The 24,386-nt window shown below is 63.4% G+C and carries 21 protein-coding genes; 15 read left to right on the forward strand and 6 right to left on the reverse strand.

Annotated features, from left to right (window positions below; genetic code table 11):
• Nucleotides 1–45 precede the first annotated feature (45 nt).
• Entirely contained in the window at nt 46–2,457 is a 2,412-nt protein-coding gene (ftsK, locus tag ACYU03_RS16030; protein ID WP_461885634.1) for a DNA translocase FtsK, read from the reverse strand.
• 413 nt (nt 2,458–2,870) lie between these two features.
• On the opposite strand from ftsK, the gene aat reads away from it, so the two are divergent.
• The 3 genes from aat to infA all read left to right on the forward strand — a co-directional run bounded on the left by aat (nt 2,871) and on the right by infA (nt 4,684).
• Entirely contained in the window at nt 2,871–3,569 is a 699-nt protein-coding gene (gene aat / locus ACYU03_RS16035; RefSeq protein WP_461885635.1) for a leucyl/phenylalanyl-tRNA--protein transferase, read from the forward strand.
• A gap of 85 nt (nt 3,570–3,654) precedes the next feature.
• Complete coding sequence (locus tag ACYU03_RS16040) at nt 3,655–4,362, forward strand: arginyltransferase (protein WP_461885636.1); 708 nt, start codon at nt 3,655–3,657, stop codon at nt 4,360–4,362.
• 103 nt (nt 4,363–4,465) lie between these two features.
• Nucleotides 4,466–4,684, forward strand: coding sequence for a translation initiation factor IF-1 (gene infA / locus ACYU03_RS16045; RefSeq protein ID WP_002553999.1), 219 nt, complete (start codon nt 4,466–4,468; stop codon nt 4,682–4,684).
• 141 nt (nt 4,685–4,825) lie between these two features.
• Here infA and clpA read toward each other — a convergent pair whose 3' ends face one another.
• Entirely contained in the window at nt 4,826–7,096 is a 2,271-nt protein-coding gene (clpA, locus tag ACYU03_RS16050) for an ATP-dependent Clp protease ATP-binding subunit ClpA (RefSeq protein WP_461885637.1), read from the reverse strand.
• A 30-nt stretch (nt 7,097–7,126) separates the two neighbouring features.
• On the reverse strand, nt 7,127–7,489 hold the full coding sequence (gene clpS, locus ACYU03_RS16055; protein WP_461885638.1) for an ATP-dependent Clp protease adapter ClpS: 363 nt from the start codon (nt 7,487–7,489) through the stop codon (nt 7,127–7,129).
• A gap of 229 nt (nt 7,490–7,718) precedes the next feature.
• On the opposite strand from clpS, the gene cspD reads away from it, so the two are divergent.
• Nucleotides 7,719–7,976, forward strand: coding sequence for a cold shock domain-containing protein CspD (cspD, locus tag ACYU03_RS16060; protein WP_461885639.1), 258 nt, complete (start codon nt 7,719–7,721; stop codon nt 7,974–7,976).
• A 65-nt stretch (nt 7,977–8,041) separates the two neighbouring features.
• Here the strand turns inward: cspD and icd are convergent, their stop codons facing one another.
• A complete protein-coding gene (gene icd, locus ACYU03_RS16065; protein ID WP_461885640.1) occupies nt 8,042–9,298 on the reverse strand; it encodes an NADP-dependent isocitrate dehydrogenase in 1,257 nt (418 codons plus the stop codon).
• 551 nt (nt 9,299–9,849) lie between these two features.
• On the opposite strand from icd, the gene ACYU03_RS16070 reads away from it, so the two are divergent.
• The 9 genes from ACYU03_RS16070 (at nt 9,850) to ACYU03_RS16110 (ending at nt 20,743) form a co-directional block, all read left to right on the forward strand.
• Entirely contained in the window at nt 9,850–12,075 is a 2,226-nt protein-coding gene (locus tag ACYU03_RS16070) for an NADP-dependent isocitrate dehydrogenase (RefSeq protein ID WP_461885641.1), read from the forward strand.
• Between the two features lie 154 nt (nt 12,076–12,229).
• Nucleotides 12,230–12,670: an NUDIX hydrolase gene (locus ACYU03_RS16075; RefSeq protein WP_461885642.1), complete on the forward strand. Its 441-nt coding sequence runs from the start codon at nt 12,230–12,232 to the stop codon at nt 12,668–12,670.
• Nucleotides 12,671–12,739: 69 nt separating this feature from the next.
• Nucleotides 12,740–13,864, forward strand: coding sequence for a tRNA 2-thiouridine(34) synthase MnmA (mnmA, locus tag ACYU03_RS16080; protein WP_461885643.1), 1,125 nt, complete (start codon nt 12,740–12,742; stop codon nt 13,862–13,864).
• Nucleotides 13,861–14,481, forward strand: a complete 621-nt coding sequence (hflD, locus tag ACYU03_RS16085; protein WP_461885644.1) for a high frequency lysogenization protein HflD — start codon at nt 13,861–13,863, stop codon at nt 14,479–14,481. The genes mnmA and hflD overlap by 4 nt, the downstream gene beginning before the upstream one ends.
• Before the next feature lie 193 nt (nt 14,482–14,674).
• Nucleotides 14,675–16,045 (forward strand): adenylosuccinate lyase, encoded by a 1,371-nt coding sequence (gene purB / locus ACYU03_RS16090; RefSeq protein ID WP_461885645.1) that lies wholly within the window; start codon nt 14,675–14,677, stop codon nt 16,043–16,045.
• 81 nt (nt 16,046–16,126) lie between these two features.
• Nucleotides 16,127–17,293, forward strand: coding sequence for a ribosomal protein uL16 3-hydroxylase (locus ACYU03_RS16095; RefSeq protein ID WP_461885646.1), 1,167 nt, complete (start codon nt 16,127–16,129; stop codon nt 17,291–17,293).
• Nucleotides 17,286–17,720 (forward strand): GNAT family N-acetyltransferase, encoded by a 435-nt coding sequence (locus ACYU03_RS16100; protein ID WP_461885647.1) that lies wholly within the window; start codon nt 17,286–17,288, stop codon nt 17,718–17,720. The genes ACYU03_RS16095 and ACYU03_RS16100 overlap by 8 nt, the downstream gene beginning before the upstream one ends.
• A gap of 142 nt (nt 17,721–17,862) precedes the next feature.
• Nucleotides 17,863–19,821 carry a DNA topoisomerase III gene (locus ACYU03_RS16105; protein WP_461885648.1) on the forward strand — a complete coding sequence of 653 codons (1,959 nt, stop codon included), beginning with the start codon at nt 17,863–17,865 and terminating at the stop codon, nt 19,819–19,821.
• A 142-nt stretch (nt 19,822–19,963) separates the two neighbouring features.
• Entirely contained in the window at nt 19,964–20,743 is a 780-nt protein-coding gene (locus ACYU03_RS16110; RefSeq protein ID WP_461885649.1) for a TSUP family transporter, read from the forward strand.
• Here ACYU03_RS16110 and nudC read toward each other — a convergent pair.
• Together nudC and ACYU03_RS16120 are read right to left on the reverse strand one after the other, a co-directional pair.
• Nucleotides 20,711–21,541 carry an NAD(+) diphosphatase gene (nudC, locus tag ACYU03_RS16115; protein ID WP_461885650.1) on the reverse strand — a complete coding sequence of 277 codons (831 nt, stop codon included), beginning with the start codon at nt 21,539–21,541 and terminating at the stop codon, nt 20,711–20,713. The two genes, ACYU03_RS16110 and nudC, sit on opposite strands and share 33 nt — an antisense overlap.
• A gap of 35 nt (nt 21,542–21,576) precedes the next feature.
• Nucleotides 21,577–22,389 carry a crotonase/enoyl-CoA hydratase family protein gene (locus ACYU03_RS16120; protein ID WP_461885651.1) on the reverse strand — a complete coding sequence of 271 codons (813 nt, stop codon included), beginning with the start codon at nt 22,387–22,389 and terminating at the stop codon, nt 21,577–21,579.
• Between the two features lie 213 nt (nt 22,390–22,602).
• Between ACYU03_RS16120 and ACYU03_RS16125 the strand changes: the two genes are divergently transcribed.
• Both ACYU03_RS16125 and ACYU03_RS16130 read left to right on the forward strand, forming a co-directional pair.
• The gene (locus ACYU03_RS16125) at nt 22,603–23,031 is read left to right on the forward strand and encodes a DUF2231 domain-containing protein (protein WP_461885652.1); all 429 of its coding nucleotides are present in this window, start codon (nt 22,603–22,605) and stop codon (nt 23,029–23,031) included.
• Nucleotides 23,028–24,320 (forward strand): PQQ-dependent sugar dehydrogenase, encoded by a 1,293-nt coding sequence (locus ACYU03_RS16130; RefSeq protein ID WP_461885653.1) that lies wholly within the window; start codon nt 23,028–23,030, stop codon nt 24,318–24,320. Before ACYU03_RS16125 ends, ACYU03_RS16130 begins: the two co-directional genes overlap by 4 nt.
• The last annotated feature ends 66 nt before the right edge of the window (nt 24,321–24,386 follow it).

Consider the following 24,386-nt stretch of genomic DNA (forward strand, 5'->3'; position numbering starts at 1 on the left):
AGTGAGTAGGCCGGGCGCCGCCTTTGGCGCCCGGCAGGGTGATCATCAATCGCGCGGGCCGCCCGGAGCAATCACTTCTCGCGAGCCGTTGCTGTTCATGGGGGTGACCACGCCCGCCATCTCCATCGCTTCGATCATCCGCGCAGCGCGGTTATAGCCAATCTTCAGCTTGCGCTGCACCGCGGAGATGGAAGCACGGCGGCTTTCCAGCACGAACTGCACGGCCTCGTCGTAGAGCGCGTCAGCCTCGGGGTCATCGCCGTCGCCGCCACCGCCGCCACCTTCGAAGCCGCTGCCGGCCTCTTCGACGCCATTGAGGATGTCGTCGTTGTAGTCCGGCGCGCCGCGCAGCTTCCAGGCCTCGACGACGCGGTGCACCTCGTCGTCGGAGACGAAAGCGCCATGAACGCGGATCGGCAGGCTGGTGCCTGGCGGCATGTAGAGCATGTCACCGTGGCCAAGCAGTTGTTCGGCACCGCCCTGGTCGATGATGGTCCGCGAGTCGATCTTACTCGACACCTGGAACGCCATGCGGGTCGGGATGTTGGCCTTGATCAAGCCAGTGATCACGTCCACCGATGGACGCTGGGTAGCGAGGATCAGGTGGATACCGGCGGCCCGGGCCTTCTGGGCGATACGGGCGATCAGCTCTTCGACCTTCTTGCCGACGATCATCATCATATCGGCGAATTCGTCGACGATCACCACGATGGTCGGCAGGGTTTTCAGCAGCGGCGGCACGTCATCCATGCTTTCGCGCTTGAACATCGGGTCGTAGATCGGCTCGCCGGCTTCTTCGGCGTCCTTGATCTTGCGGTTGAAACCAGCCAGGTTGCGCACGCCCATGGCTGCCATGAGCTTGTAGCGCCGCTCCATCTCGGCCACGCTCCAGCGCAACGCGTTGGCGGCGTCCTTCATGTCGGTGACCACCGGGCAGAGCAAATGCGGAATACCTTCGTAGATCGACAGTTCGAGCATCTTCGGGTCGATCATGATCAGCTTGGCGTCTTCCGGCCCCGCCTTGAACAGGATCGACAGGATCATGGCGTTGACCCCCACCGACTTACCCGAACCAGTGGTACCGGCTACCAGCAGGTGTGGCATCTTCGCCAGGTCGGTGATCACCGGCTTGCCGCCGATATCATGGCCCAGGGCCATGGTCACCGGCGACTTGGCCTCATCGTACTGGGGCGACGACAGCACCTCGGAGAAGCGCACGATCTGACGGTCTTCGTTGGGAATCTCGATCCCCACGGTGGTCTTGCCGGGGATCACCTCGACCACACGCACGCTGGTCACCGCCAGGGAACGCGCCAGGTCCTTGGCCAGGTTGGCGATACGGCTGACCTTGACCCCAGCCGCAGGCTGGATCTCGTAGCGGGTGATCACCGGGCCCGGGTGGATCGAGTCCACCGAGACCTCGACACCGAATTCCTTGAGCTTGATCTCCAGCAGGTGGCCAACACCGGCCAGGGACTCGGGCGAATAGTTGACCTTCTTCTTCTCGGCCGGATCGAGGATCGAGATCGACGGCAAGGTGCCTTCGACGGCACTGTCGACGAACAGCGGCGCCTGTTTTTCCTTCATCACCCGCTTGCTCGGCTCCGGCGCCTTGGCCGGGGCCGGCATGATCACCGGGGCAGGCTGCTGCTCGCGTTCGACGACATGCTTGGTCAGAGCCTTGTCGCGCTCGATGATGCGCTCGCGGGCCTTGACCTGCTCGCGCTTGTCCGCCACCACCGGGGCGACCACTTCATCGACCTGCTCGTCGACCTCGCGCAGCTGCGCCACCAGGCGCTTGCGCTCATTGCGCGCGGCCCACCAGCGGTTGGCGGCGTTCTGCACCAGCTCGAACAGGTCGAGGGTGATCTTGCCGGTGATGTCCATGACCTTGAACCACGACAGGTCGGTGAAGACGGTCAGGCCGAACAGGAACAGGGCGATGAACATCAGGGTGCTGCCCTGGACGTTCAGCAGGCTCTTGGCCAGGTCACCGAGGCTCTCACCCAGGGCGCCGCCAGCGGAGAACGGCATGGTCTGCGGCGGATGGAAATGGATATGCGCCAGCGCCGCGCCAGAAAGCACGAGGAACACCAGGCCGATCAGGCGCCAGGAGAACAGCCAGCCGCTCCACTGCCAGGGTTGATGGCGCTCACGGAAGATCTGCCAGGTCTTGATCGCCAGCAGCAACGGGAAGATATAGGCGAAGAACCCCAGAACCATGAACAGGATATCGGCGAAGTACGCTCCGGCGCGGCCAGCAGCGTTCTGCACCTGCTCGACATTGCTGGTGTGGCTGAAGCCTGGGTCCGCCGTGTCGTAGGTCAGCAGCGCCATCCACAGGTACAGGCACAAGGCGCCGATGGCGATCAGCGCACCTTCCTTGAGGCGGTAGTGCAGTTGCTGACGCCAGAGCGGCACAGGCAAGGGAGTCGGGGTTGCGGTGGATTTCTTCAAAACGCGTCTATTCCTGCGCGTGGTGCGCGTCCAACAGTGATCGACCCAGATGAACAGTCAATGAATCACTACTTTTAACATTACTGCCCTCCCGCCGCCATGGCGGCACGCCGGATGAAGGCGTGAACGGGGCCGGTTCCATATAAGATGCAATTTGAGCACGCATTCGCTTTCGTGACAAAGGCTTATGCTGTGTTTTTACACAGGTGTGACAACAAGTATGCTGGCAAGTTGCGCCAGCCAGGGCGAGGGCTGGGCGACGGTATGCCTGGCATAGACCAGATTGCATCCCAAGCCGAACGGTCGCCTGCCGCGTGAACGGCATACGCCTGGACGCTCAGGTCCTGCACATTGACCTCATCCGGTCTGCGCGCCATGCTGACCCCTCCTCCCCTCCCCCACCGCAAAAGACCATGCTGACCTGGCTCAACCGCGACTCCCTGACCTTCCCCCCTCTGGAAAAGGCCCTGCACGACCCCAACGGCCTGCTCGCCGCTGGCGGCGATCTGAGCGCCGAGCGCCTGGAACAGGCCTACCGCCATGGCTGCTTCCCCTGGTACCAGGATGGCCAGCCGATCCTCTGGTGGTCGCCTGACCCACGCACCGTGCTGTTCCCCGATGAACTGCACGTCTCGCGCTCGCTGGCCAAGCTGCTGCGCCAAGGCCGCTACCAGGTGAGCTTCGACACCGACTTCGCCGGCGTGATCGCCGCCTGTGCCGCACCAAGGAGCTATAGCGACGGCACCTGGATCACCGAGAGCATGCAGGCAGCATATTGCCAACTGCACCAGCGCGGCATCGCCCATTCGGTGGAAGTACGCCAGGAGGGCGAGCTGATCGGCGGGCTCTATGGCTTGGCCATGGGCCGGCTGTTCTTCGGCGAGTCGATGTTCAGCCGCGCCGACAATGCCTCCAAAGTAGGCTTCGTGACCCTGGTCGAACAGCTGAAGCAGAGCGGTTTCGTGCTGGTCGACTGCCAGATGCCGACCGAGCACCTGCACAGCTTCGGGGCCCGCGCCATCAGCCGCGCCAGCTTCGCCGACTACCTGGCCCGCTACGTAGGGGCTGTTGACGTTTCATTCCCGGCCACGCCGCACGCCAACAAACCCTAAAGCCCAGCAACCTGGCCTGGGTTCGCTAGTCGAGTTCTCCCAGCTGGCTTACACTTAAGGCAAAGTCTTGCCTAGGGGGTTGATCATGACAGAGCTGGCGCGGTTGAAGTTCTATGCCACTCAGCCCCACTCCTGCAGCTATCTGCCGGATGAACAGGCCACCACGCTGTTCCTCGACCCGAGCCAGCCGATGGACGTGCACGTGTACGCCGACCTGTCGGAGATGGGATTCCGCCGCAGCGGCGACCACCTGTACCGCCCCCATTGCCAGCACTGCAATGCGTGCGTGCCTGCACGCATACCGGCCTCGCGCTTCATACCCAACCGCCAGCAACGGCGCATCCTCAAACGCAACGCCGACCTGACCGTCACCGCCGCCCGCCCGGCCTTCAAGGAGGAGTACTTCGACCTGTACCGGCGCTACATCGAACAGCGCCATGCGGACGGCGACATGTACCCCCCGAGCCGCGACCAGTTTTCCACCTTCCTGGTCCGCGACCTGTCGTTCTGCTGGTTCTACGAGTTCCGTCAGGGGGAGCGCTTGCTGGCCGTAGCGGTCAGCGACCTGCTGCCCAACGGCCTGTCGGCGGTGTACACCTTCTACGAGCCCGACGAAGAGCGCCGCAGCCTGGGCCGCTATGCCATCCTCTGGCAAATCACCGAGGCCCTGCGCCAAGATCTGGAGGCCGTCTATCTTGGCTACTGGATCAAGAACTGCAAGAAAATGAACTACAAGACCCAGTACCGCCCCATCGAGCTGCTGATCAACCAGCGGTGGGTCACCCTCAACTGAAAGCATTGGCTTGAACAGCAGTTTTCGGGCATAATCCACGCCACTTTTTTTGCCCGGTGCAGTCGTGTGTCGGGCCACCACTGGATACCGAGGGCTTTACTGCATGTCGAAAGAAGACAGCTTCGAAATGGAAGGCACTGTCGTCGACACCCTGCCCAACACCATGTTCCGCGTGGAGTTGGAAAACGGGCACGTCGTTACCGCGCACATCTCCGGCAAGATGCGCAAGAACTACATCCGTATTCTCACTGGCGACAAGGTCCGCGTCGAACTGACGCCATATGACCTGAGCAAAGGCCGCATCACCTATCGCGCCCGCTAAGCTCCAGCCATGAAAAAGCCCGGCCAATGTGCCGGGCTTTTTTGTTGATGGTACCGTGGGGACAGGCCTGCCTCAGCCCCTGTAATCGATGCTATGCAGGCAAGCGCTAGCTAAGCTGCGCCACCTGCATATTGCCTACCCTCAGGCCATCTCTGCCGTGGTCTCGAAGTCGAACACCAGTTCGCCATCGCGCATGTCGACGTGCACCACGCCTCCATGCTCGGCCAGCTCGCCGAACAGGATCTCCTCGGCCAACGGCCGCTTGATCTTGTCCTGGATCAGCCGCGCCATCGGCCGCGCGCCCATCTGCGGATCGTAACCGCCGGTAGCCAGCCAGTTGCGCGCCGCATCGCTCACTTCCAGCAGCACCCGCTTGTCTTCCAACTGGGCCTGCAGCTCGATGAGGAACTTGTCCACCACGCTCTTGATCACGTCGTGGCTCAGGCGGCCAAACTGGATGATGGTATCCAGGCGGTTGCGGAACTCCGGCGTGAAGCTCTTGCGGATGACCTCCATGGCGTCGGACGAATGATCCTGCTGGGTGAAGCCGATCGAGGCCCGCGCAGCGGTTTCAGCCCCCGCGTTGGTGGTCATGATCAGGATCACGTTGCGGAAGTCCGCCTTACGGCCGTTGTTGTCGGTCAGGGTACCGTGGTCCATCACCTGCAGCAGCAGGTTGAAGACTTCCGGGTGAGCCTTTTCGATCTCATCGAGCAGCAGCACACAGTGCGGCTGCTTGGTGATCGCCTCCGTCAACAGGCCACCCTGGTCGAACCCAACATAGCCAGGAGGCGCACCGATCAGGCGCGACACGGTGTGCCGCTCCATGTACTCGGACATGTCGAACCGCACCAGCTCGACACCCAGCGCCTTGGCCAACTGGCGCGCCACCTCGGTCTTGCCGACACCGGTCGGGCCGGCGAAGAGGAAGGAGCCGACCGGCTTGTCCGGCGCTTTGAGCCCGGCCCGCGACAGCTTGATCGCCGTTGCCAGCGAGTCGATCGCCGCATCCTGGCCGAACACGGTCAGCTTCAGGTCACGCTCCAGGTTGCGCAGCAGCTCCTTGTCGGAACTGGTGACGTGCTTTGGCGGAATCCGCGCGATTTTGGCGACGATGTCTTCCACCTGGGCCACATCGATACGCTTGACCCGGTTTTCCTCCGGCTGCAGGCGCTGGTAGGCGCCAGCCTCGTCAATCACATCGATGGCCTTGTCCGGCATGTGCCGGTCATTGATGTAGCGCGCTGCCAGCTCGGCGGCGGCACGCAGAGCCTCGTCGCTGTACTCGATGCTGTGGTGGGTTTCGAAACGCCCCTTCAGGCCGCGCAGGATACCGACGGTGTCTTCCACCGAAGGCTCGGTGACATCGACCTTCTGAAAACGCCGTGCCAGTGCCCGGTCCTTCTCGAAGATGCCACGGAATTCCTGGAAGGTGGTCGAACCTATGCAACGGATATCACCCGACGACAGCAGCGGTTTGAGCAGGTTGGAAGCGTCCATCACCCCACCCGATGCCGCACCGGCCCCGATGATGGTGTGAATCTCGTCGATGAACAGGATCGCCTGCGGGCGCTTGCGCAGCTCGCCGAGCAGCGCCTTGAAGCGCTTCTCGAAGTCGCCACGGTACTTGGTGCCGGCCAGCAGCGCGCCAAGATCGAGCGAGTAGACCACGCTCTGGGCCAGCAGGTCCGGCACCTGGCCATCGACGATGCGCTTGGCCAGGCCTTCGGCGATGGCGGTCTTGCCGACGCCGGCCTCACCGACCAGCAGCGGATTGTTCTTGCGCCGACGGGCGAGGATCTGGGCAACGCGCTCGACTTCCTGCTCGCGGCCCACCAACGGGTCGATACGGCCCTGGCGAGCCAGTTCGTTGAGGTTGCTGGCATAGGCGTCCAGCGGATTGCCCGAGGAAGAGGCTTCGCCACCCTCCTCGTCCTGCATGTCCTGGTCGTTTTCCGAGTGCTCGCCGTGGCCCGGCACCTTGGAGATGCCATGGGCGATGTAGTTGACCACGTCGATACGGGCCACGCTCTGCTGTTTAAGCAGGAACACGGCCTGGCTTTCCTGTTCGCTGAAGATCGCCACCAGCACGTTGGCGCCGGTGACTTCACGCTTGCCCGAACTCTGCACATGGAACACGGCACGCTGCAGCACGCGCTGGAAGCCCAGGGTAGGCTGGGTCTCGCGGTCCTCGTCGTGCACCGGGATCAGCGGTGTGGTGGAGTCGATGAACTCCTGCAGGTCATGTTTGAGCTTGTCGAGGTTGGCGCCGCAGGCGCGTAGAACGGTGGCGGCCGCTTCGTTGTCAAGGAGCGCCAGCAGCAAGTGCTCGACCGTCATGAATTCATGACGCTTCGAACGAGCCTCCTTGAAGGCCAGATTGAGGGTGACTTCGAGCTCGCGGTTTAACATAGCTTCACCTCATACCCAAGTGGTCGGCGATTAACCGTCCTTCTCGATTTCACAGAGTAGCGGATGCTGGCTTTCCCTGGCGTATTGGTTGACCTGCATGGCCTTTGTCTCGGCGATGTCGCGGGTAAACAATCCGCACACTGCCCGCCCCTCGGTATGGACGGCCAGCATGATCTTGGTCGCCAGCTCGCGGTTCAGGTTAAAGAACATCTCGAGCACTTCGACGACGAAATCCATCGGCGTGTAGTCATCGTTGAACAAAACCACCTTGTACATCGGTGGCGCCTGCAGGGCCGGCTTGGCTTCTTGCACCGCCAGGCCGGAACCATCGTCCTCATGCGATTGCGGGCGATCCTGATTGAATGTTAGTCGAATCTGGCTGTGTGCATGCATGGAAAGAATTTCATCATATCGACAGGTTAAGGTTATGGGTTGACCGCGAAAGCCTACGCCGGAGCGACCGTCGCCTGACCTTGACTATCGGCAAAACGGTGTTACAACCAATAAGAACCCACCGTGGTCGATAAAGATCCGCGCAGTCAACCAGAAATTTTCGCAGGTTCATATGCGGATGGAGTGGATGATACTCCAGTGATGGAGTCCTTTGCAGAGGGATATGAGGATGGCAAGCGGTAAAGTCAAGTGGTTCAACAATGCCAAGGGCTACGGCTTCATCAACGAGGAGGGCAAGAGCGAAGACCTGTTCGCTCACTATTCGGCCATCCAGATGGACGGCTACAAGACACTCAAAGCCGGGCAGGCCGTGACCTTCGAGATCATTCAAGGACCCAAGGGGCTTCACGCTACCAATATCAGGAACTTCAGCGAGGCCACCGCGCAGATCGACAGCGCGACACAGGCCACCACTGCCGAGGCTTGATCTCTCCGCCTCTTCCACAGACAAAAAACCGGCCAATCCTCAAGATTGGCCGGTTTTCATTTGCCTTACATATGTTTGATCAAGGCATCCCCAAAGCCTGAACTGCCGACCAAGGTCGCACCGTCCATCAGGCGTTCGAAGTCGTAGGTGACGGTCTTGGCCGCGATAGCGCCGTTGGTGCCCTTGATGATCAGGTCGGCCGCCTCGATCCAGCCCATGTGGCGCAGCATCATCTCCGCCGAAAGGATCACCGAACCCGGGTTGACCTTGTCCTGCCCCGCGTACTTGGGCGCGGTACCGTGCGTCGCCTCGAACATGGCCACGGTATCGGACAGGTTTGCCCCCGGCGCGATGCCGATGCCGCCGACTTCCGCCGCCAGGGCGTCGGACAGGTAGTCACCATTGAGGTTGAGGGTGGCGATCACGTCATATTCGGCCGGACGCAGCAGGATCTGCTGGAGCATGGCGTCGGCGATGGCGTCCTTGACGATGACCTCGCGGCCCGTCCTGGGGTTCTTGAACTTCATCCAAGGGCCGCCATCGAGCAGCTCGGCGCCGAATTCCTCCTGCGCCACCTCGTACCCCCAGTCTTTGAAGGCGCCTTCGGTGAACTTCATGATGTTGCCCTTGTGCACCAGGGTCAGCGACTCACGGTCGTTGTCCACCACATACTGCAGGGCCTTGCGCACCAAGCGCTTGGTGCCCTCCTTCGAGACCGGCTTGATGCCAATGCCGCAATCCTGGTCGAAACGGATCTTGGTGACGCCCATTTCCTCCTTGAGGAACTTGATCACCTTGTCCGCCTCGGGCGAGCCGGCCTTCCACTCGATACCGGCATAGATGTCCTCGGAGTTCTCGCGAAAGATCACCATGTCAACGTCGCCAGGCTTCTTCACCGGGCTCGGCACGCCCTGGAACCACAGGACCGGACGCAGGCACACGTAGAGATCGAGCTGCTGGCGCAAAGCGACATTGAGCGAACGGATACCGCCGCCTACTGGAGTGGTCAGCGGGCCCTTGATCGAAACCACGTAGTCACGCACCGCATCCAGGGTTTCCTGAGGCAGCCAGGTGTCCTGGTCATACACCTGGGTGGCCTTCTCGCCAGCGTAGACCTCCATCCAGGCGATCTTGCGCTTGCCCCCGTAAGCCTTCTCGACCGCAGCGTCGACCACCTTGATCATGACCGGGCTGACATCGACGCCGATGCCATCGCCTTCGATGTACGGGATGATCGGATTGTCTGGAACATTCAGCGAATGGTCTGCATTGACGGTGATCTTGGCGCCGTCTGCCGGAACCTTGATTTTCTGGTATCCCATGCTGCACTACTCCGCTTTCTTTTGATGTGAAAGACATCCTGCGATCCATTGAGCCTAAACCAGCTTTTCCGAGCTGCAAGCTTCGAGCGGCAAGCGGCAAGAATTTCAGCAGTGGATGCGCCGCCCGGCCCCGCGACCGGGCATCAAGATGAAAGCCTGCCCGGACGGCGTGCCGGGCCGCTTGAAGCGTGCGACGTGAAGCCCGCACGCCCTGCGGCATCACACCACATTGCCCCTACATCTTTCGTCTTATAAAGGGATCGATATCACTTCGCCTTGCTGATTAGGCCAAAGGGTTTGGTATACTCCGCAGCTGACCGCAGGGTCATTTGGGGCGAACCCTTGGAAAATCGCGGCTCGCCCTCGGCCATGAATGGCCAGAAAGCCTGGGCTGTTACCGCATCCCAGCCGTTTGACGCTCGACTGATGCATCCACCATCACCGCTCGTAGCCTCTCGACCAATTGCCCATGGCATCGCCCGGGCGAAGCGCCTACCCTGCGCACCTCGAGACTTCGAGCACGCTCAGCAAAACAGAGAGTTAACCCGAATATGCCCACCCGTTCCAAGATCATCTATACCTTCACTGACGAAGCTCCTGCCCTCGCCACCTATTCACTGCTCCCGATCATCGAAGCCTTCACCGCTTCGGCCGACATCGCCGTTGAAACCCGCGACATCTCCCTCGCCGGCCGTATCCTCGCCGCATTCCCGGAGCAACTGGGTGCCGAGAAGCAGGTAGGCGATCACCTGGCGGAACTGGGCCAACTGGCCACCACTCCTGAAGCCAACATCATCAAGCTGCCGAACATCAGCGCTTCGGTGCCGCAGCTGAAGGCCGCGATCAAGGAACTGCAAACCAAGGGCTACAACATCCCTGACTACGCAGACACCCCTGCCACCGACGCCGAGAAAGAAGCCCGCGCCCGCTACGACCGCATCAAGGGCAGCGCCGTGAACCCGGTCCTGCGCGAAGGCAACTCCGACCGCCGCGCCCCGCTGTCGGTCAAGAACTACGCCCGCAAGCACCCACACAAGATGGGTGCCTGGGCCACCGACTCCAAGTCCCACGTGGCGCACATGACCCAGGGCGACTTCTACGGCAGCGAGAAGGCCGCGCTGATCGAAGCCGATGACAGCCTGCGCATCGAGCTGGTCGAGAAAGACGGCACCACCACCGTCCTGAAGGAAAAGACCGCGGTCAAAGCCGCTGAAGTGATTGACTGCGCCGTGCTGAGCCGCAAGGCTCTGCGCAGCTTCATCGCAGAGCAGATCGCCGACGCCAAAGCTTCGGGCGTGCTGCTGTCGGTCCACCTGAAGGCCACCATGATGAAGGTCTCCGACCCGATCATGTTCGGCGTCATCGTCGAAGAGTTCTACAACGACGTACTGGCCAAGCACGCCGCCGCCCTGGCTGAAGTCGGCTTCAACGCCAACAACGGCATCGGCGACCTGTACGCCCGCATCAAGTCCCTGCCGGCCGACAAGCAGGCCGAGATCGAAGCGGACATCCAGGCCCTGTACGCCGTTCGCCCGGCCCTGGCCATGGTCAACTCCGACAAGGGCATCACCAACCTGCACGTACCGAGCGACGTCATCGTCGACGCTTCGATGCCAGCGATGATCCGCGACTCGGGCAAGATGTGGAACACCGCCGGTGAACTGCAAGATGCCAAGGCCGTCATCCCTGACCGCTGCTACGCCGGCATCTATCAGGCCGTGATCGAGGACTGCAAGGCCAATGGCGCCTTCGACCCGACCACCATGGGCAGCGTGCCGAACGTCGGCCTGATGGCGCAAAAGGCCGAAGAGTACGGCTCCCACGACAAGACCTTCCAGATCAAGGCCGACGGCGTTGTCCGCGTGGTCGACAGCAAGGGCAACCTGCTGCTGGAGCAGAACGTCGAAGCCGGCGACATCTTCCGCATGTGCCAGACCAAAGACGCGCCGATCCAGGACTGGGTCAAGCTGGCCGTCAACCGTGCCCGCCTGAGCAACACCCCTGCGGTGTTCTGGCTGGACCCGGTCCGCGCCCACGACGGCGTAATGATCGAGAAGGTGCAGAAGTACCTGAAGGATCACGACACCAGCGGCCTGGACATCCGCATCCTGGCGCCGGTCGACGCCATCAAGTTCTCCCTGGCGCGCATCCGCGAAGGCAAGGACACCATCTCGGTGACCGGCAACGTGCTGCGTGACTACCTGACCGACCTGTTCCCGATCATGGAGCTGGGCACCAGCGCCAAGATGCTGTCGATCGTGCCGCTGATGAACGGTGGTGGTCTGTTCGAAACCGGCGCCGGCGGTTCGGCACCGAAACATGTGCAGCAGCTGGTCGAAGAGAACTTCCTGCGCTGGGATTCGCTGGGTGAGTTCCTGGCCCTGGCCGCCTCCCTGGAGCACCTGGGCGAAGCCTACGCCAACCCACGCGCCAAGGTCCTGGCCGCTACCCTGGACCAGGCTACCGGCAAGTTCCTCGACGACAACAAGTCGCCAGCGCGCAAAGTCGGCAACATCGACAACCGTGGCAGCCACTTCTACCTGACCCTGTACTGGGCCGAAGCACTGGCCGCTCAGAGCGACGACGCCGCCCTGCAAGCGCGCTTCGCGCCGCTGGCCAAGGTACTGGCCGAGAACGAAGCGACCATCGTCGCCGAGCTCAACGCTGTCCAGGGCAAGCCGGCCGACATCGGTGGCTACTACGCCCCGGATGCCGAGCTGACCGCCAAGGTGATGCGCCCAAGCCAAACCTTCAACAGCGCCATTGCCGCACTGTAAGGTTCGCTTGACGTAACACCACAAGCCCCGGCCACGCACCGGGGCTTCTTTTTAGCGACAAGCTTCAAGCTGCAAGCCACAAGAAGAAGCGGAGCACGATCGGCTTCTTCTTGTGGCTTGTAGCTTGGAACTTGCAACCGAGAGGGAACCGACCGTGTCCTGGCAACCCCATATCACCGTCGCCACCGTCATCGAAGACCAAGGCCGCTTCCTCATGGTCGAGGAGTTCAAGGCCGGCCAGCACGTGTTCAACCAGCCGGCCGGGCACCTGGAACCCAATGAAACCCTGCCCCAGGCCGCCCTGCGCGAAACCCTCGAAGAAACCGCCTGGGAAGTCGAGCTGACCGGCGTGGTCGGCATCTACCTGTACACCGCACCGAGCAACGGCGTGACCTACCAGCGCATCTGCTTCGCCGCGCGCCCCGTGCGCCACCATGCCGACCTGGCGCTGGACAGCGACATCGTCCGTGCCGTCTGGCTGACCCGTGACGAACTGCTGGCCGACCCATCTCGCTGGCGCAGCGAACTGGTGCCACGCTGTATCGACGACTACCTTGCCGGCCCCTTGCACAGCCTCGCCCTGCTGCGTGACTGACAGGCACTTAGCCTTGATCGGCCTGGCCTGATAGAATCGCCATCTTTTTCCAGATACACACCGGTAGCCATGTCCAGCTCAGCACTCTACGACCCCGCAAAGACCCGCGTCATCGTCGGCATGTCCGGCGGCGTGGACTCTTCCGTCTCCGCCCTCCTGCTCATGGAGCAGGGCTATCAGGTGGAAGGTCTGTTCATGAAGAACTGGGAAGAGGACGACGGCACCGAATACTGCACCGCCCGTGAAGACCTGGCCGATGCCCAGGCCGTGTGCGACCGCATCGGCATCAAGCTGCACACCGCCAACTTCGCCGCCGAATACTGGGATAACGTATTCGAGCACTTTCTCGAAGAGTACAAGGCCGGGCGCACCCCCAACCCGGACATCCTCTGCAACCGCGAGATCAAGTTCAAGGCCTTCCTCGACTATGCCCTGTCCCTGGGCGCCGACCTGATCGCCACCGGCCACTACGTGCGCCGCCGCGACAGCGATGGCCGCACCGAGCTGCTCAAGGGCCTGGACCCGAACAAGGACCAGAGCTACTTCCTGCACGCCGTCGGCGGCAAGGAGATTGCCCGCACCCTGTTCCCGGTTGGCGAACTGGAGAAGCCCGAAGTACGCGCCATCGCCGAAAAGCACGGCCTGGCCACGGCGAAGAAGAAGGACTCCACCGGCATCTGTTTCATCGGCGAACGCCGCTTCAGCGACTTCCTCAAGCAGTACCTGCCCGCCCAACCCGGCGAGATCCAGACCACCGAAGGCGAAGTGATCGGCCGCCACCACGGCCTGATGTACCACACCATCGGCCAGCGCCAGGGCCTGGGCATCGGCGGCCTCAAGGACGCCGGCGACGAACCCTGGTACGTGCTGGAGAAGGACCTGGCGCGCAACGTGCTGGTGGTCGGCCAGGGCAATGAACACCCATGGCTGTTCTCCCGCGCCCTGCTCGCCTCGGAAATCTTCTGGGTCAACCCGCTCGACCTGACCGAGCCGCGCCGCCTGAACGCCAAGGTGCGCTACCGTCAGGCGGACCAGGCCTGCACCCTGGAGCGCACCGCAGAGGGCTACCGCGCGGTCTTCGATGAACCGCAGCGTGCCGTCACCCCAGGCCAGTCGGTGGTGTTCTACGACGGCGAGATCTGCCTTGGCGGCGGCGTGATCGAGACCGCTGAGCCATGGAGCGCCCGCGGATGAACAACACCCAGGAGCAGTTGATCGCCCTCGCCGGTGTGTTCCAGGCCGCCGTGCTGGTCGACCGCATAGCCCGCACCGGCCAGGCCAGCGAGGCCAACCTTGCCTGCATGCTCGGCAGCCTGCTGGTGCGTGACCCGAAGGACACGATGGAAGTCTTCGGCGGCGACGACCTCAACCTGCGCGACGGCTACCGCTCCCTGGCCAGTGCCCTGGAGCGCGACCCAGGCAGCCTGCAACGCGAGCCACTGCGCTACGCCCTGTCGATGCTCGGTCTCGAGCGCCAGCTGGCCAAGCGCGGCGACATGCTCGACACCATTGGCAAGCGCCTGCCACAGATCCAGTCCCAGGCCGAGCATTTCGGCCTGGTTCACGAAAACGTCATCGCCTCCAGCGGCGCCTTGTACCAAGATACTTTGAGTACCCTGCGCCAGCGCATCCAGGTGCACGGCGACATGCGCCACCTGCAGCAGCCCAGCAATGCCTCGAAGATCCGTGCCCTGCTGCTGGCCGGCATCCGCGCCGCGCACCTGTGGCGTCAGCTCGGCGGACACCGCTGGCAACTGGTGTTCAGCCGGCGCAAGCTGTTGAAGGAGCTTTACCCGCTGCTGCGCGGCTAATCGCAGCGGCGCGACGCCTGTAGGAGCGGGCTTGCCCGCGATTGCGGCGGTGCGGCCCACCACCCTATCGTGGGCAGCCCGCTCCTACAGGCGGTACACATCCCGGCAGACCTTTGGTCAGCCACCCGACCCGGGCGCGTTTTTCATGTATGATATGCGCCCTTTTCAAAGCCTGACTGTCCGAGAACACCCCATGCAGCTTTCCTCGCTCACTGCGGTTTCCCCTGTAGACGGCCGCTACGCCGGCAAAACCCAGGCCCTGCGCCCCATTTTCAGCGAATACGGCCTGATCCGTTTCCGCGCCCAGGTCGAGGTCCGCTGGCTCCAGCGCCTGGCCGCCCACCCGCAGATCGCCGAAGTCCCGGCCTTCTCCGCCGAAGCCAATGCCCTGCTCGACGACCTGGCCAGCGACTTCAAGCTGGAGCATGCCGAGCGCGTCAAGGAAATCGAGCGCACCACCAACCACGACGTCAAGGCCATCGAGTACCTGCTCAAGGAGCAGGCCGCCAAGCTGCCGGAACTGGCCAAGGTCAGCGAGTTCATCCATTTCGCCTGCACCAGCGAGGACATCAACAACCTGTCCCACGCCCTGATGCTGCGCGCCGGTCGTGACGACGTGCTGCTGCCGCTGATGCGCCAGATCGCCGACGCCATTCGCGCCCTGGCCCACCAGCACGCCGACGTGCCGATGCTGTCGCGCACCCACGGCCAGCCGGCCTCGCCGACCACCCTGGGCAAGGAACTGGCCAACGTGGTGTACCGCCTGGAGCGCCAGATCGCCCAGGTCGCTGCGGTGCCGCTGCTGGGCAAGATCAATGGTGCCGTAGGCAACTACAACGCCCACCTGTCGGCGTACTCGCAGATCGACTGGGAAGCCAACGCCCGCGCCTTCATCGAGGACGAGCTGGGCCTGGTGTTCAACCCCTACACCACCCAGATCGAACCGCACGACTACATCGCCGAGCTGTTCGACGCCATCGCCCGCTTCAACACCATCCTCATCGACTTCGACCGCGACGTCTGGGGCTACATCTCCCTGGGCTACTTCAAGCAGAAGACCGTCGCTGGCGAGATCGGCTCCTCGACCATGCCGCACAAGGTCAACCCGATCGACTTCGAGAACTCCGAAGGCAACCTGGGCATCGCCAACGCGCTGTTCCAGCACCTGGCCAGCAAGCTGCCGATCTCGCGCTGGCAGCGCGACCTGACCGACTCCACCGTGCTGCGCAACCTTGGCGTGGGCTTTGCCCACAGCGTCATCGCCTATGAAGCCAGCCTCAAGGGCATTGGCAAGCTGGAGATCAACACCCAGCGCATCGCCGCCGACCTGGACGCCTGCTGGGAAGTCCTGGCCGAGCCGATCCAGACCGTCATGCGTCGCTACAACATCGAGAACCCCTACGAGAAGCTCAAGGAGCTGACCCGTGGCAAAGGCATCAGCCCAGAGGCGCTGCTGACCTTCATCGATGGCCTGGACATGCCGGCCGACGCCAAGGCCGAGCTCAAGCAGCTGACCCCGGCGTCCTACATCGGCAACGCAGCGGCCCAGGCCAAACGCATCTGATCTGCGCCCTGCGTACAACGCCCGGCTCAGCCGGGCGTTTTTATTCCCGGATGAAAATTACGTTTTTTCAATAGGTTGAACATGAATCCTGATACTCCACTGCAGCTGCTGGGCGGCCTCACAGCCCGTGAATTCCTGCGCGACTACTGGCAGAAGAAGCCATTGCTGGTACGCCAGGCCTTCCCGGACTTCGAAAGCCCGATCGATGCCGACGAACTGGCCGGCCTGTCCCTGGAAGAGGAAGTCGAGTCGCGCCTGATCATCGAGCATGGCGAGCGCCCATGGGAACTGCGCCGCGGCCCCTTCGCCGAGGACGCTTTCGCCAGCCTGCCCGAACGTGACTGGACCCTGCTGGTGCAAGCGGTGGACCAGTTCGTTCCGGAAGTGGGCGAACTGCTGGAGCATTTCCGCTTCCTACCCAGCTGGCGTATCGACGACGTGATGGTCAGCTTTGCCGCACCGGGCGGCAGCGTCGGCCCGCACTTCGACAACTACGACGTGTTCCTGCTGCAGGGCCATGGCAAGCGCAACTGGAAGATCGGCCAGATGTGCGACAGCGACAGCCCGCTGCTGGAGCACGCCGACCTGCGCATCCTGGCTGACTTCGAGCAGAGCGACGAATGGACGCTGGAACCGGGCGACATGCTCTACCTGCCACCGCGCCTGGCCCACTACGGCGTGGCCGAGGACGACTGCCTGACCTACTCGGTGGGCTTCCGCGCCCCGAGTGCGGCCGAAGTGCTGACCCACTTCACCGACTTCCTCAGCCAGTTCCTGCCTGATGAAGAGCGCTACAGCGACGCCGACGCCCAGCCGGCCAGCGACCCGCACCAGATCCAGCATGACGCCCTGGACCGCCTGAAAGCCCTGCTTAGCGAGCACATGGGCGATGAACGGCTGCTGCTGACCTGGTTCGGCCAGTTCATGACCGAGCCGCGCTATCCAGAGCTGGTCAGCGGAGAGGAACTCAGCGAGGAAGAGCTGATCGATAGCCTTGAGCAGGGCGCCATCCTCATCCGCAATCCAAGCGCGCGCCTGGCCTGGTCGGAGGTCGACGACAACCTCCTGCTGTTCGCCAGCGGCCAGAGCCGCCTGCTCCCGGGCGAGCTGCGCGAACTGTTGAAGCTGATCTGCGCTGCCGACGCCCTGCACATCGAAAACCTTGTACAGTGGCTGGAAAACGAAGAAGGCCTGACACTGATTTGCCAACTGGTCAAACAAGGAAGCTTGGGATTTGCCAATGAATAAGATTCGGGTTCGCCTCGCCGACTGGCAGAAAGACAACGCCGATATCCGTCGCATTCGCGAAGCGGTGTTCATCGCCGAACAGAACGTACCGCCAGAGCTGGAGTGGGATTCGGACGACCACACCGCCCTGCACTTCCTCGCCCTGGAAGGCGACTACCCGATCGGCACCGCTCGCCTGCTGGCCGACGGCCAGATCGGCCGCGTCTCCGTGCTCAAGGACTGGCGCGGGCTGAAGGTGGGTGACGCGCTGATGAACGCTGTGATCGTCGAAGCGCAGAACCGCGACCTCAAGCAGCAGATGCTCACCGCCCAGGTGCATGCCACGCCCTTCTATGAACGCCTTGGCTTCAAGGTGGTCAGCGAGGAGTTCCTCGAGGCCGGCATTCCACATGTGGACATGGTCCGCGACTCACGCGACCTCGCCTGATCGAATCGGGCCGGCTCTGCCGGCCCGCCTCCAGTGACACATCCCCAGGCAAAAAACTGTATATACATACAGATAAAGCTTGCCTGCCTGCCCCGCATTGCGCATCCTAACGCTCATCTCTGCCTATGAAGCGTTGCCGGCCATGCGCCTCTTTCTCTGCGAAAAACCCTCACAAGCCAAAGACATCGCCAAGGTCCTGGGCGCCACCCGCAAAGGCGACGGCTGCTGGCGTGGTAACGACCTCTGCGTGACCTGGTGCATCGGCCACCTCCTGGAAACCGCCCCGCCAGACCGCTACGACGATCGCTACAAGCGCTGGGTGCTGGCCGACCTACCGATCATCCCGACCCAGTGGAAGATGCTGGTGAAGCCCAAGACCGCCAGCCAGTTCAAGGCGGTCAAACGTCTGCTCGGCGAGGCCCGCGAACTGGTGATCGCCACCGACGCCGACCGCGAAGGCGAGATGATCGCCCGCGAACTGGTCGAACACTGCCGCTACCGTGGGCCGATTCAGCGCCTGTGGCTGTCGGCCCTGGACGATGCCTCGATCCGCAAGGCCCTGGCGCGGCTGCGCCCGGGCCACGAGACCTTCAGCCTGTACCACTCGGCCCTGGGCCGCTCGCGCGCCGACTGGCTGATCGGCATGAACATGAGCCGGCTGTTCACCCTGCTCGGCCGCCAGTCCGGCTACCAGGGCGTGCTGCCTGTCGGCCGGGTACAGACCCCAACCCTGCGTCTGGTGGTCGACCGCGACCGCAGCATCGCCGATTTCGTGCCGGTACCCTACTGGGCCATCGAGGTGCAACTGGACCATGCCGGCACCGCGTTCAACGCCCAGTGGCGCGCTCCCGAGGATACCTGCGACGACCAGGGTCGTTGCCTCAAGCAGGTCCTGGCGCAACAGGCCGCCGCCGACATCGGCGCAGCCGGCAGCGCCCGGGTGCTCAAGGTGGCCACGGAGCGCGTGCGTGAAGCCGCACCGCTGCCCTTCGACCTGGGCACCCTGCAGGAATTGTGTTCGAAGAAACTCGGCCTCGGCGCCCAGGAAACCCTCGACATTGCCCAGGCCCTGTACGAGACCCACAAACTGATCACCTACCCGCGCAGCGATTGCGGCTACCTGCCGCTGAGCCAGCATGCAGAGGCTCCGGCCATCCTCACCGCCTTGCAGCGTGCCGACAGTAGCCTGGCACCACTGCAGCCGCACCTGGAGCCTCAACGGCGCTCACGGGCCTGGAACGATGCCAAGGTCAGTGCCCACCACGGCATCATCCCGACCGCGGCCACCAGCGATCCATCGCGCCTGCCCGCCAAGTACAAGGCCGTCTACACCTTGATCCGCGCCCGTTACCTGGCGCAGTTCCTACCCAACCATGAATACGACCGCACCCAGGCCGAGTTCGACTGCGCCGGCCATGCCCTGCGCGCGGTCGGCAAACAGATCGTCGAGCCGGGCTGGCGCCGCGCCCTGCCCGAGGCGTTGACCCCGGGCAAAGGCCGCGAGGCGCCACCGGCCCAGGTCCTGCCGGCGTTACGCCAGGGCCAGGACTGTGCGGTGCTCGGCCTACACCTCAAAGACTTGTGGACCCAGCCGCCCAAGCCCTTCACCGAAGGCGACCTGATCAAGGCGATGAAGAACGTCGCCAAGCTGGTGGATGATCCTCGCCTGAAGCAGAAGCTCAAGGACACCACCGGCATCGGCACCGAGGCAACCCGCGCCGGGATCATTCAGGGCCTGCTCGACCGTGGTTACCTGGTCAAGCAAGGCAAAGCCCTGTGCGCCACCCCGGCGGCCTTCAGCCTGATCGATGCCGTGCCCCGCGCCATCGCCGACCCGGGCACCACCGCGATCTGGGAACAGGCCCTGGACATGGTGCAAAGCGGCGAGATGAGTCTGGACGAGTTCGTCGCCAAGCAGTCGGCATGGATGAGCAAGCAGGTGCAGCGCTGCGCCGGGTTGCAACTGACCATCAGCGGACCGGCCACCCCGGCCGGGCGTGGCGGGGCACCCTGGAAGAAGAAGCGCAGGAGCGGCACCGGCAAGGGCAAAGCGACCGGCAAACCGCGCCAGGCTCGGAAAACAGCGACGAAACCATCCTGACGCCGTCGCTCCTACAGCGCCCGCGTCAGACCGCCAAGATTGCTGTATCAACTAGGTGATCCCTGGCAACCCACGCCCCCTGGGTTTAACATGTCGAACCTTCTGCGCAACCCCTTTGCGCCCTGCCGGTCAAATCGATTCCATGCCTTTCGAACTCACCGTTGAACCTCTCACCCTGCTCATCCTCGCCGCCGTGGCCTTCATCGCCGGTTTCATCGATGCCATCGCAGGTGGTGGCGGCCTGCTGACCACGCCCGCGTTACTGACCGCCGGCATGCCGCCGCACTTGGTGCTGGGCACCAACAAGCTCAGCTCGACCTTCGGCTCGGCCACTGCCAGCTTTACCTATTACCGGCGCAAGCTGTTCCACCCGGCCCAGTGGCGCCCTGCTCTGTTCGGCACCCTGGCCGGCGCGTTGATCGGAGCGGTGGTCGCGCATTACCTGCCGGCCGAATGGCTGAACAAGATGCTGCCGGTGGTGGTCTTCGCCTGTGGCCTGTACCTGCTGTTCGGCGGCACGCCCAAGGCGCCGCTGGATGCGGATGTGCCGATCAAGAAGACCTGGCAGTTCCCCCAAGGCTTCGGCCTGGGCTTCTACGACGGCGTCGCCGGCCGCGGCACCGGTGCCTTCTGGACGGTCAGCACCCTGCTGCTCTACCCCATCGACCTGGTGCGCGCCAGCGGCGTGGCACGCAGCATGAACTTCGTCAGCAACGCCGCGGCACTGTCGGTATTCATCTTCTCCGGCCAGGTGGACTGGCTGGTCGGCCTGAGCATGGGCTCGGCATTGATGGTCGGGGCCTTCTTCGGCGCCCGCACGGCGATCAGAGGCGGCAGCAAGTTCATCCGCCCCGTGTTCATCGCCGTGGTGCTGGCCCTGACCGTGCGCCTAGTTTGGCAGCACTGGGTCGGCCAAGCCTAAACGCCGCGCCACATAAAGGTCGATCAGGTAACGGGCGATGGAGCGCCCGGCCGGCAGGGGCGGCAGGTCGTGGACGCTGAACCACTTGGCATCCTCGATCTCGTCAGGCTGCATGACGATCTCGCCACCGGCGTACTCGGCATGAAAGCCCAGCATCATCGAATGCGGGAACGGCCAGCACTGGCTGCCGACGTACTGGATGTTCTTCACCTCGACCGCCACTTCCTCGCGCACTTCGCGCACCAGGCAAGCCTCGGCCGACTCGCCCGGCTCGGCGAACCCGGCCAGTGTGCTGTAGACCCCAGTGACGAAGCGTGGCGAACGGGCCAGGAGGATCTCGTCGCCACGGGTCACCAGCACGATCATGCTCGGCGAGATGCGCGGGTAGCTGCGCAAGTCGCAGGGCTCGCAGTACATCGCCCGCTCCCAGTGGATCTGCGTCATAGGCTGACCGCAACTGCCGCAGAAGCGGTGCTCGCGGGCCCAGGTGCCGATCTGCGCGGCGTAGCCGAGGATCGTATAGGTCTCGAAGTCACCTTCGAGCATGAACTGACGCAGGCCGCGCCAGCTGCAACCCGACACGGCCTGGGGGGCACGCAGTTCGAGGAGGAACACCGGCTGGCCATCGAGGTGACCGATGCCATGTTCACACAACACATCCAGCTCCTGACGCTTGAGCCAGTCACGCGGGAACAGCGCGCCATTGTCATCGACCAGGAACCCTTCGGCAGAACGGGCGACCGCCCAGCCACCTGAGGTTTGGGGATCCAGTACTGCGGTGCTCCAGCGTGCTGACATGCTCGGGTTCCTTCAGGCGTGCCCGCCGCTGTCGGTCAGTCGGCGAACTCGGGTTTCTGTTTGCTCATGTGGGCCGCCATGGCGACCCGCAAATCATTGGACTGCAGCATGGCGGCGTTCCAGGTGGCGATGTACTCCAGGCCATCGTCGATGCGATGGTCGCGCATGTAACTGAGCATCTCCTTGGTGCCGGCCACGGCAATGGGGGATTTTCCCGCAATTTCGGCCGCGATGGCAAAGACCCCGTCGAGCAGCGCCGCCTGGTCGTCGTAGACGCGGTTGACCAGGCCGATCCGCTGCGCCTCCCCCGCCTCCACCGTGCGCCCGGTATAGGCCAGCTCGCGCAGCATGCCATCGCCGATGATCCGCGGCAGGCGTTGCAGGGTGCCGACGTCGGCGGCCATACCCATGTCGATCTCCTTGATGGAGAACTGTGCATCACCGCTGCAATAGCGCATGTCGCAGGCCGAGATCAGGTCTATCGCACCACCGATGCAATAACCCTGGATCGCCGCCAGGACCGGCTTGCGGCAGTTGTCGACAGCATTGAACGAGGCCTGCATGCGCAGGATGGTGCGGCGCAGCAACCGGGCATTGCGGCCGACGTCCTTGCCCATCTGGTTGGCCACCGAGGCCAGCAGCATCAGGTCGATACCCGAGGAGAAGTGCTTGCCGGCGCCACTGAGGACCACTACACGCACCGCGTCGGTGTCGTCGATCCACTGGAAGATATCGATGATCTCCTCCCAGAAGGCGGCGTTCATCGCATTGATCTTTTCGGGGCGGTTGATCTGGACGTGGGCGATGTTGTCGGTCAGTTCAACCTTGAAAGCGCTGTACTCGGTCACGGCGGCACTCCTGCAAGGGAAATGGGTCACAGCGCCGGACTATAGCGCACCCACCAGGCAGCACATGTGCCAAAAGCGGGACTGGGTGTGGGGCCCGGGACGAACCTGCTCACAGGTACGACTGCTTAAGCTGAACTAAAGCGCCCCCTCGCGATCCTCTCCTAAGTGCAGCCAGCCACACGCTGCCCCTCATCGCAGAAAAGGAAAGCCGCCATGACCACGACCGTCCAAGCCACCTACCGATGCACGCCGGGACCGTTGCACGCGACCCTGCTTGCCGGCACCGTTCCGCTTTTCCTCGGAGCCCTGCTCAGTGACATCGCCTACTACCAGACCTACCAGATCCAGTGGAGCAACTTCGCCTCCTGGCTGCTCGCCGGGGGGCTGCTGTTCTGCGGCCTGGCGCTGCTGTTCGCGCTGGCCAACCTGATCCGGGCGGAGCACAGGGCTGGGCGTCCTGTGTTGTATTTTCTGGTCCTGCTGGCCACCTGGGTACTGGGGCTGATCAACGCCTTCGAACATGCCAAGGATGCCTGGGCCGTCATGCCCTCGGGCCTGATACTGTCGGTGATCGTCACCCTGCTCACCTGCGCTGCCACCTGGATAGGCCTGACCAACCTGCGTTCGGGAGGTGCGGCATGAGACCTGCGAGCACACTGACTGCCCTGGGCATGAGCCTGCTGCTAAGTGCATGCGGCGGCGAAGGAGACGCCATCCAGGCCCGCGGCCCGGACCCGAAACTGCCTGACCCCCAACGCAGCCTTCTGCCCAGCATGAAGATCGCCCAACCCGCCGAATGGGGCGAGCAAAAGCCCAAGGTACCCGAGGGCTACACGGTCACGGCAATCGCCACCGACCTGCAGATCCCGCGCCAGACCCTCATCCTGCCCAATGGCGACATCCTCGTGGCCGAAGGCCGTGGCGGCAACGCCGCGAAACTCAAGCCCAAGGATGTGATCGCCAGCCAGATCAAGGCAAAAGGCAACACCCGGGTGAAAAGCGGCAACCGCCTGACCTTGCTGCGCGATGCCGACGGCGACGGCACCTATGAGCTCAAGACGGTGTTCGCCGAAAACCTCAACGCGCCGTATGGCCTGGCCTTCTTCGACGGCAAGCTGTACGTGGCCAATCAGGATGCGCTGGTGCGCTTCGACTACCAAGAAGGCCAGACCAAGGCCGGCGGTCCGCCGACCAAGGTCACCGACCTGCCTGCAGAGATCAACCACCACTGGACCAAGGCACTGGCCATCAGCCCCGATGGCCGCTTCCTGTATGTCGGGATCGGTTCCAACAGTAACATCACCGAGCGCGGCATGGAGGTCGAGATCGACCGGGCCATGGTCTGGCAGGTCGATGCCCTGAGCGGTGCCCACAAGCCCTATGCGACGGGCCTGCGCAACCCGACAGCGCTGGCGGTCCAACCAGGCTCCGGACAGTTGTGGGCAGTGGTCAACGAGCGGGATGAACTGGGGCCTGACCTGGTGCCGGATTACCTGACCTCGGTGCGCGAAGGCGCGTTCTATGGCTGGCCCTGGAGCTATTGGGGCCAGAACGTCGACTCGCGTGCGCAACCGCAGAACCCGGACAAGGTGGCAGCAGCGATCAAACCCGATTACAGCCTGGGGTCGCACGTGGCAGCGCTTGGCGTCGACTTTTCCCTGCCGGCCATGGGCGAGCAATTCGCCGATGGCGTATTCGTCGGTGAACACGGTAGTTGGAACAGGCCCGATCCGGTGGGCTACAAGGTGATCTTCGTACCGTTCAGCAACGGCCGGCCGGCGGGAGAGCCTATCGATTTCGCCACAGGATTTCGCGGCGACGATGGCAAGACCCGTGGGCGCCCCGTCGGGGTCACGGTCGACCCACGCGGTGCGTTGATCATTGCCGATGACCTGGCCAATACCGTGTGGAGGGTGACACGCAACCAGTGACGCGCGACTGCGGATACTCGTTGTCGCTTGCGGCCCTTCCGCAACTTTTCCTGCGATAGGGCCGCC

Source organism: Pseudomonas sp. X10, assembly GCF_054889225.1.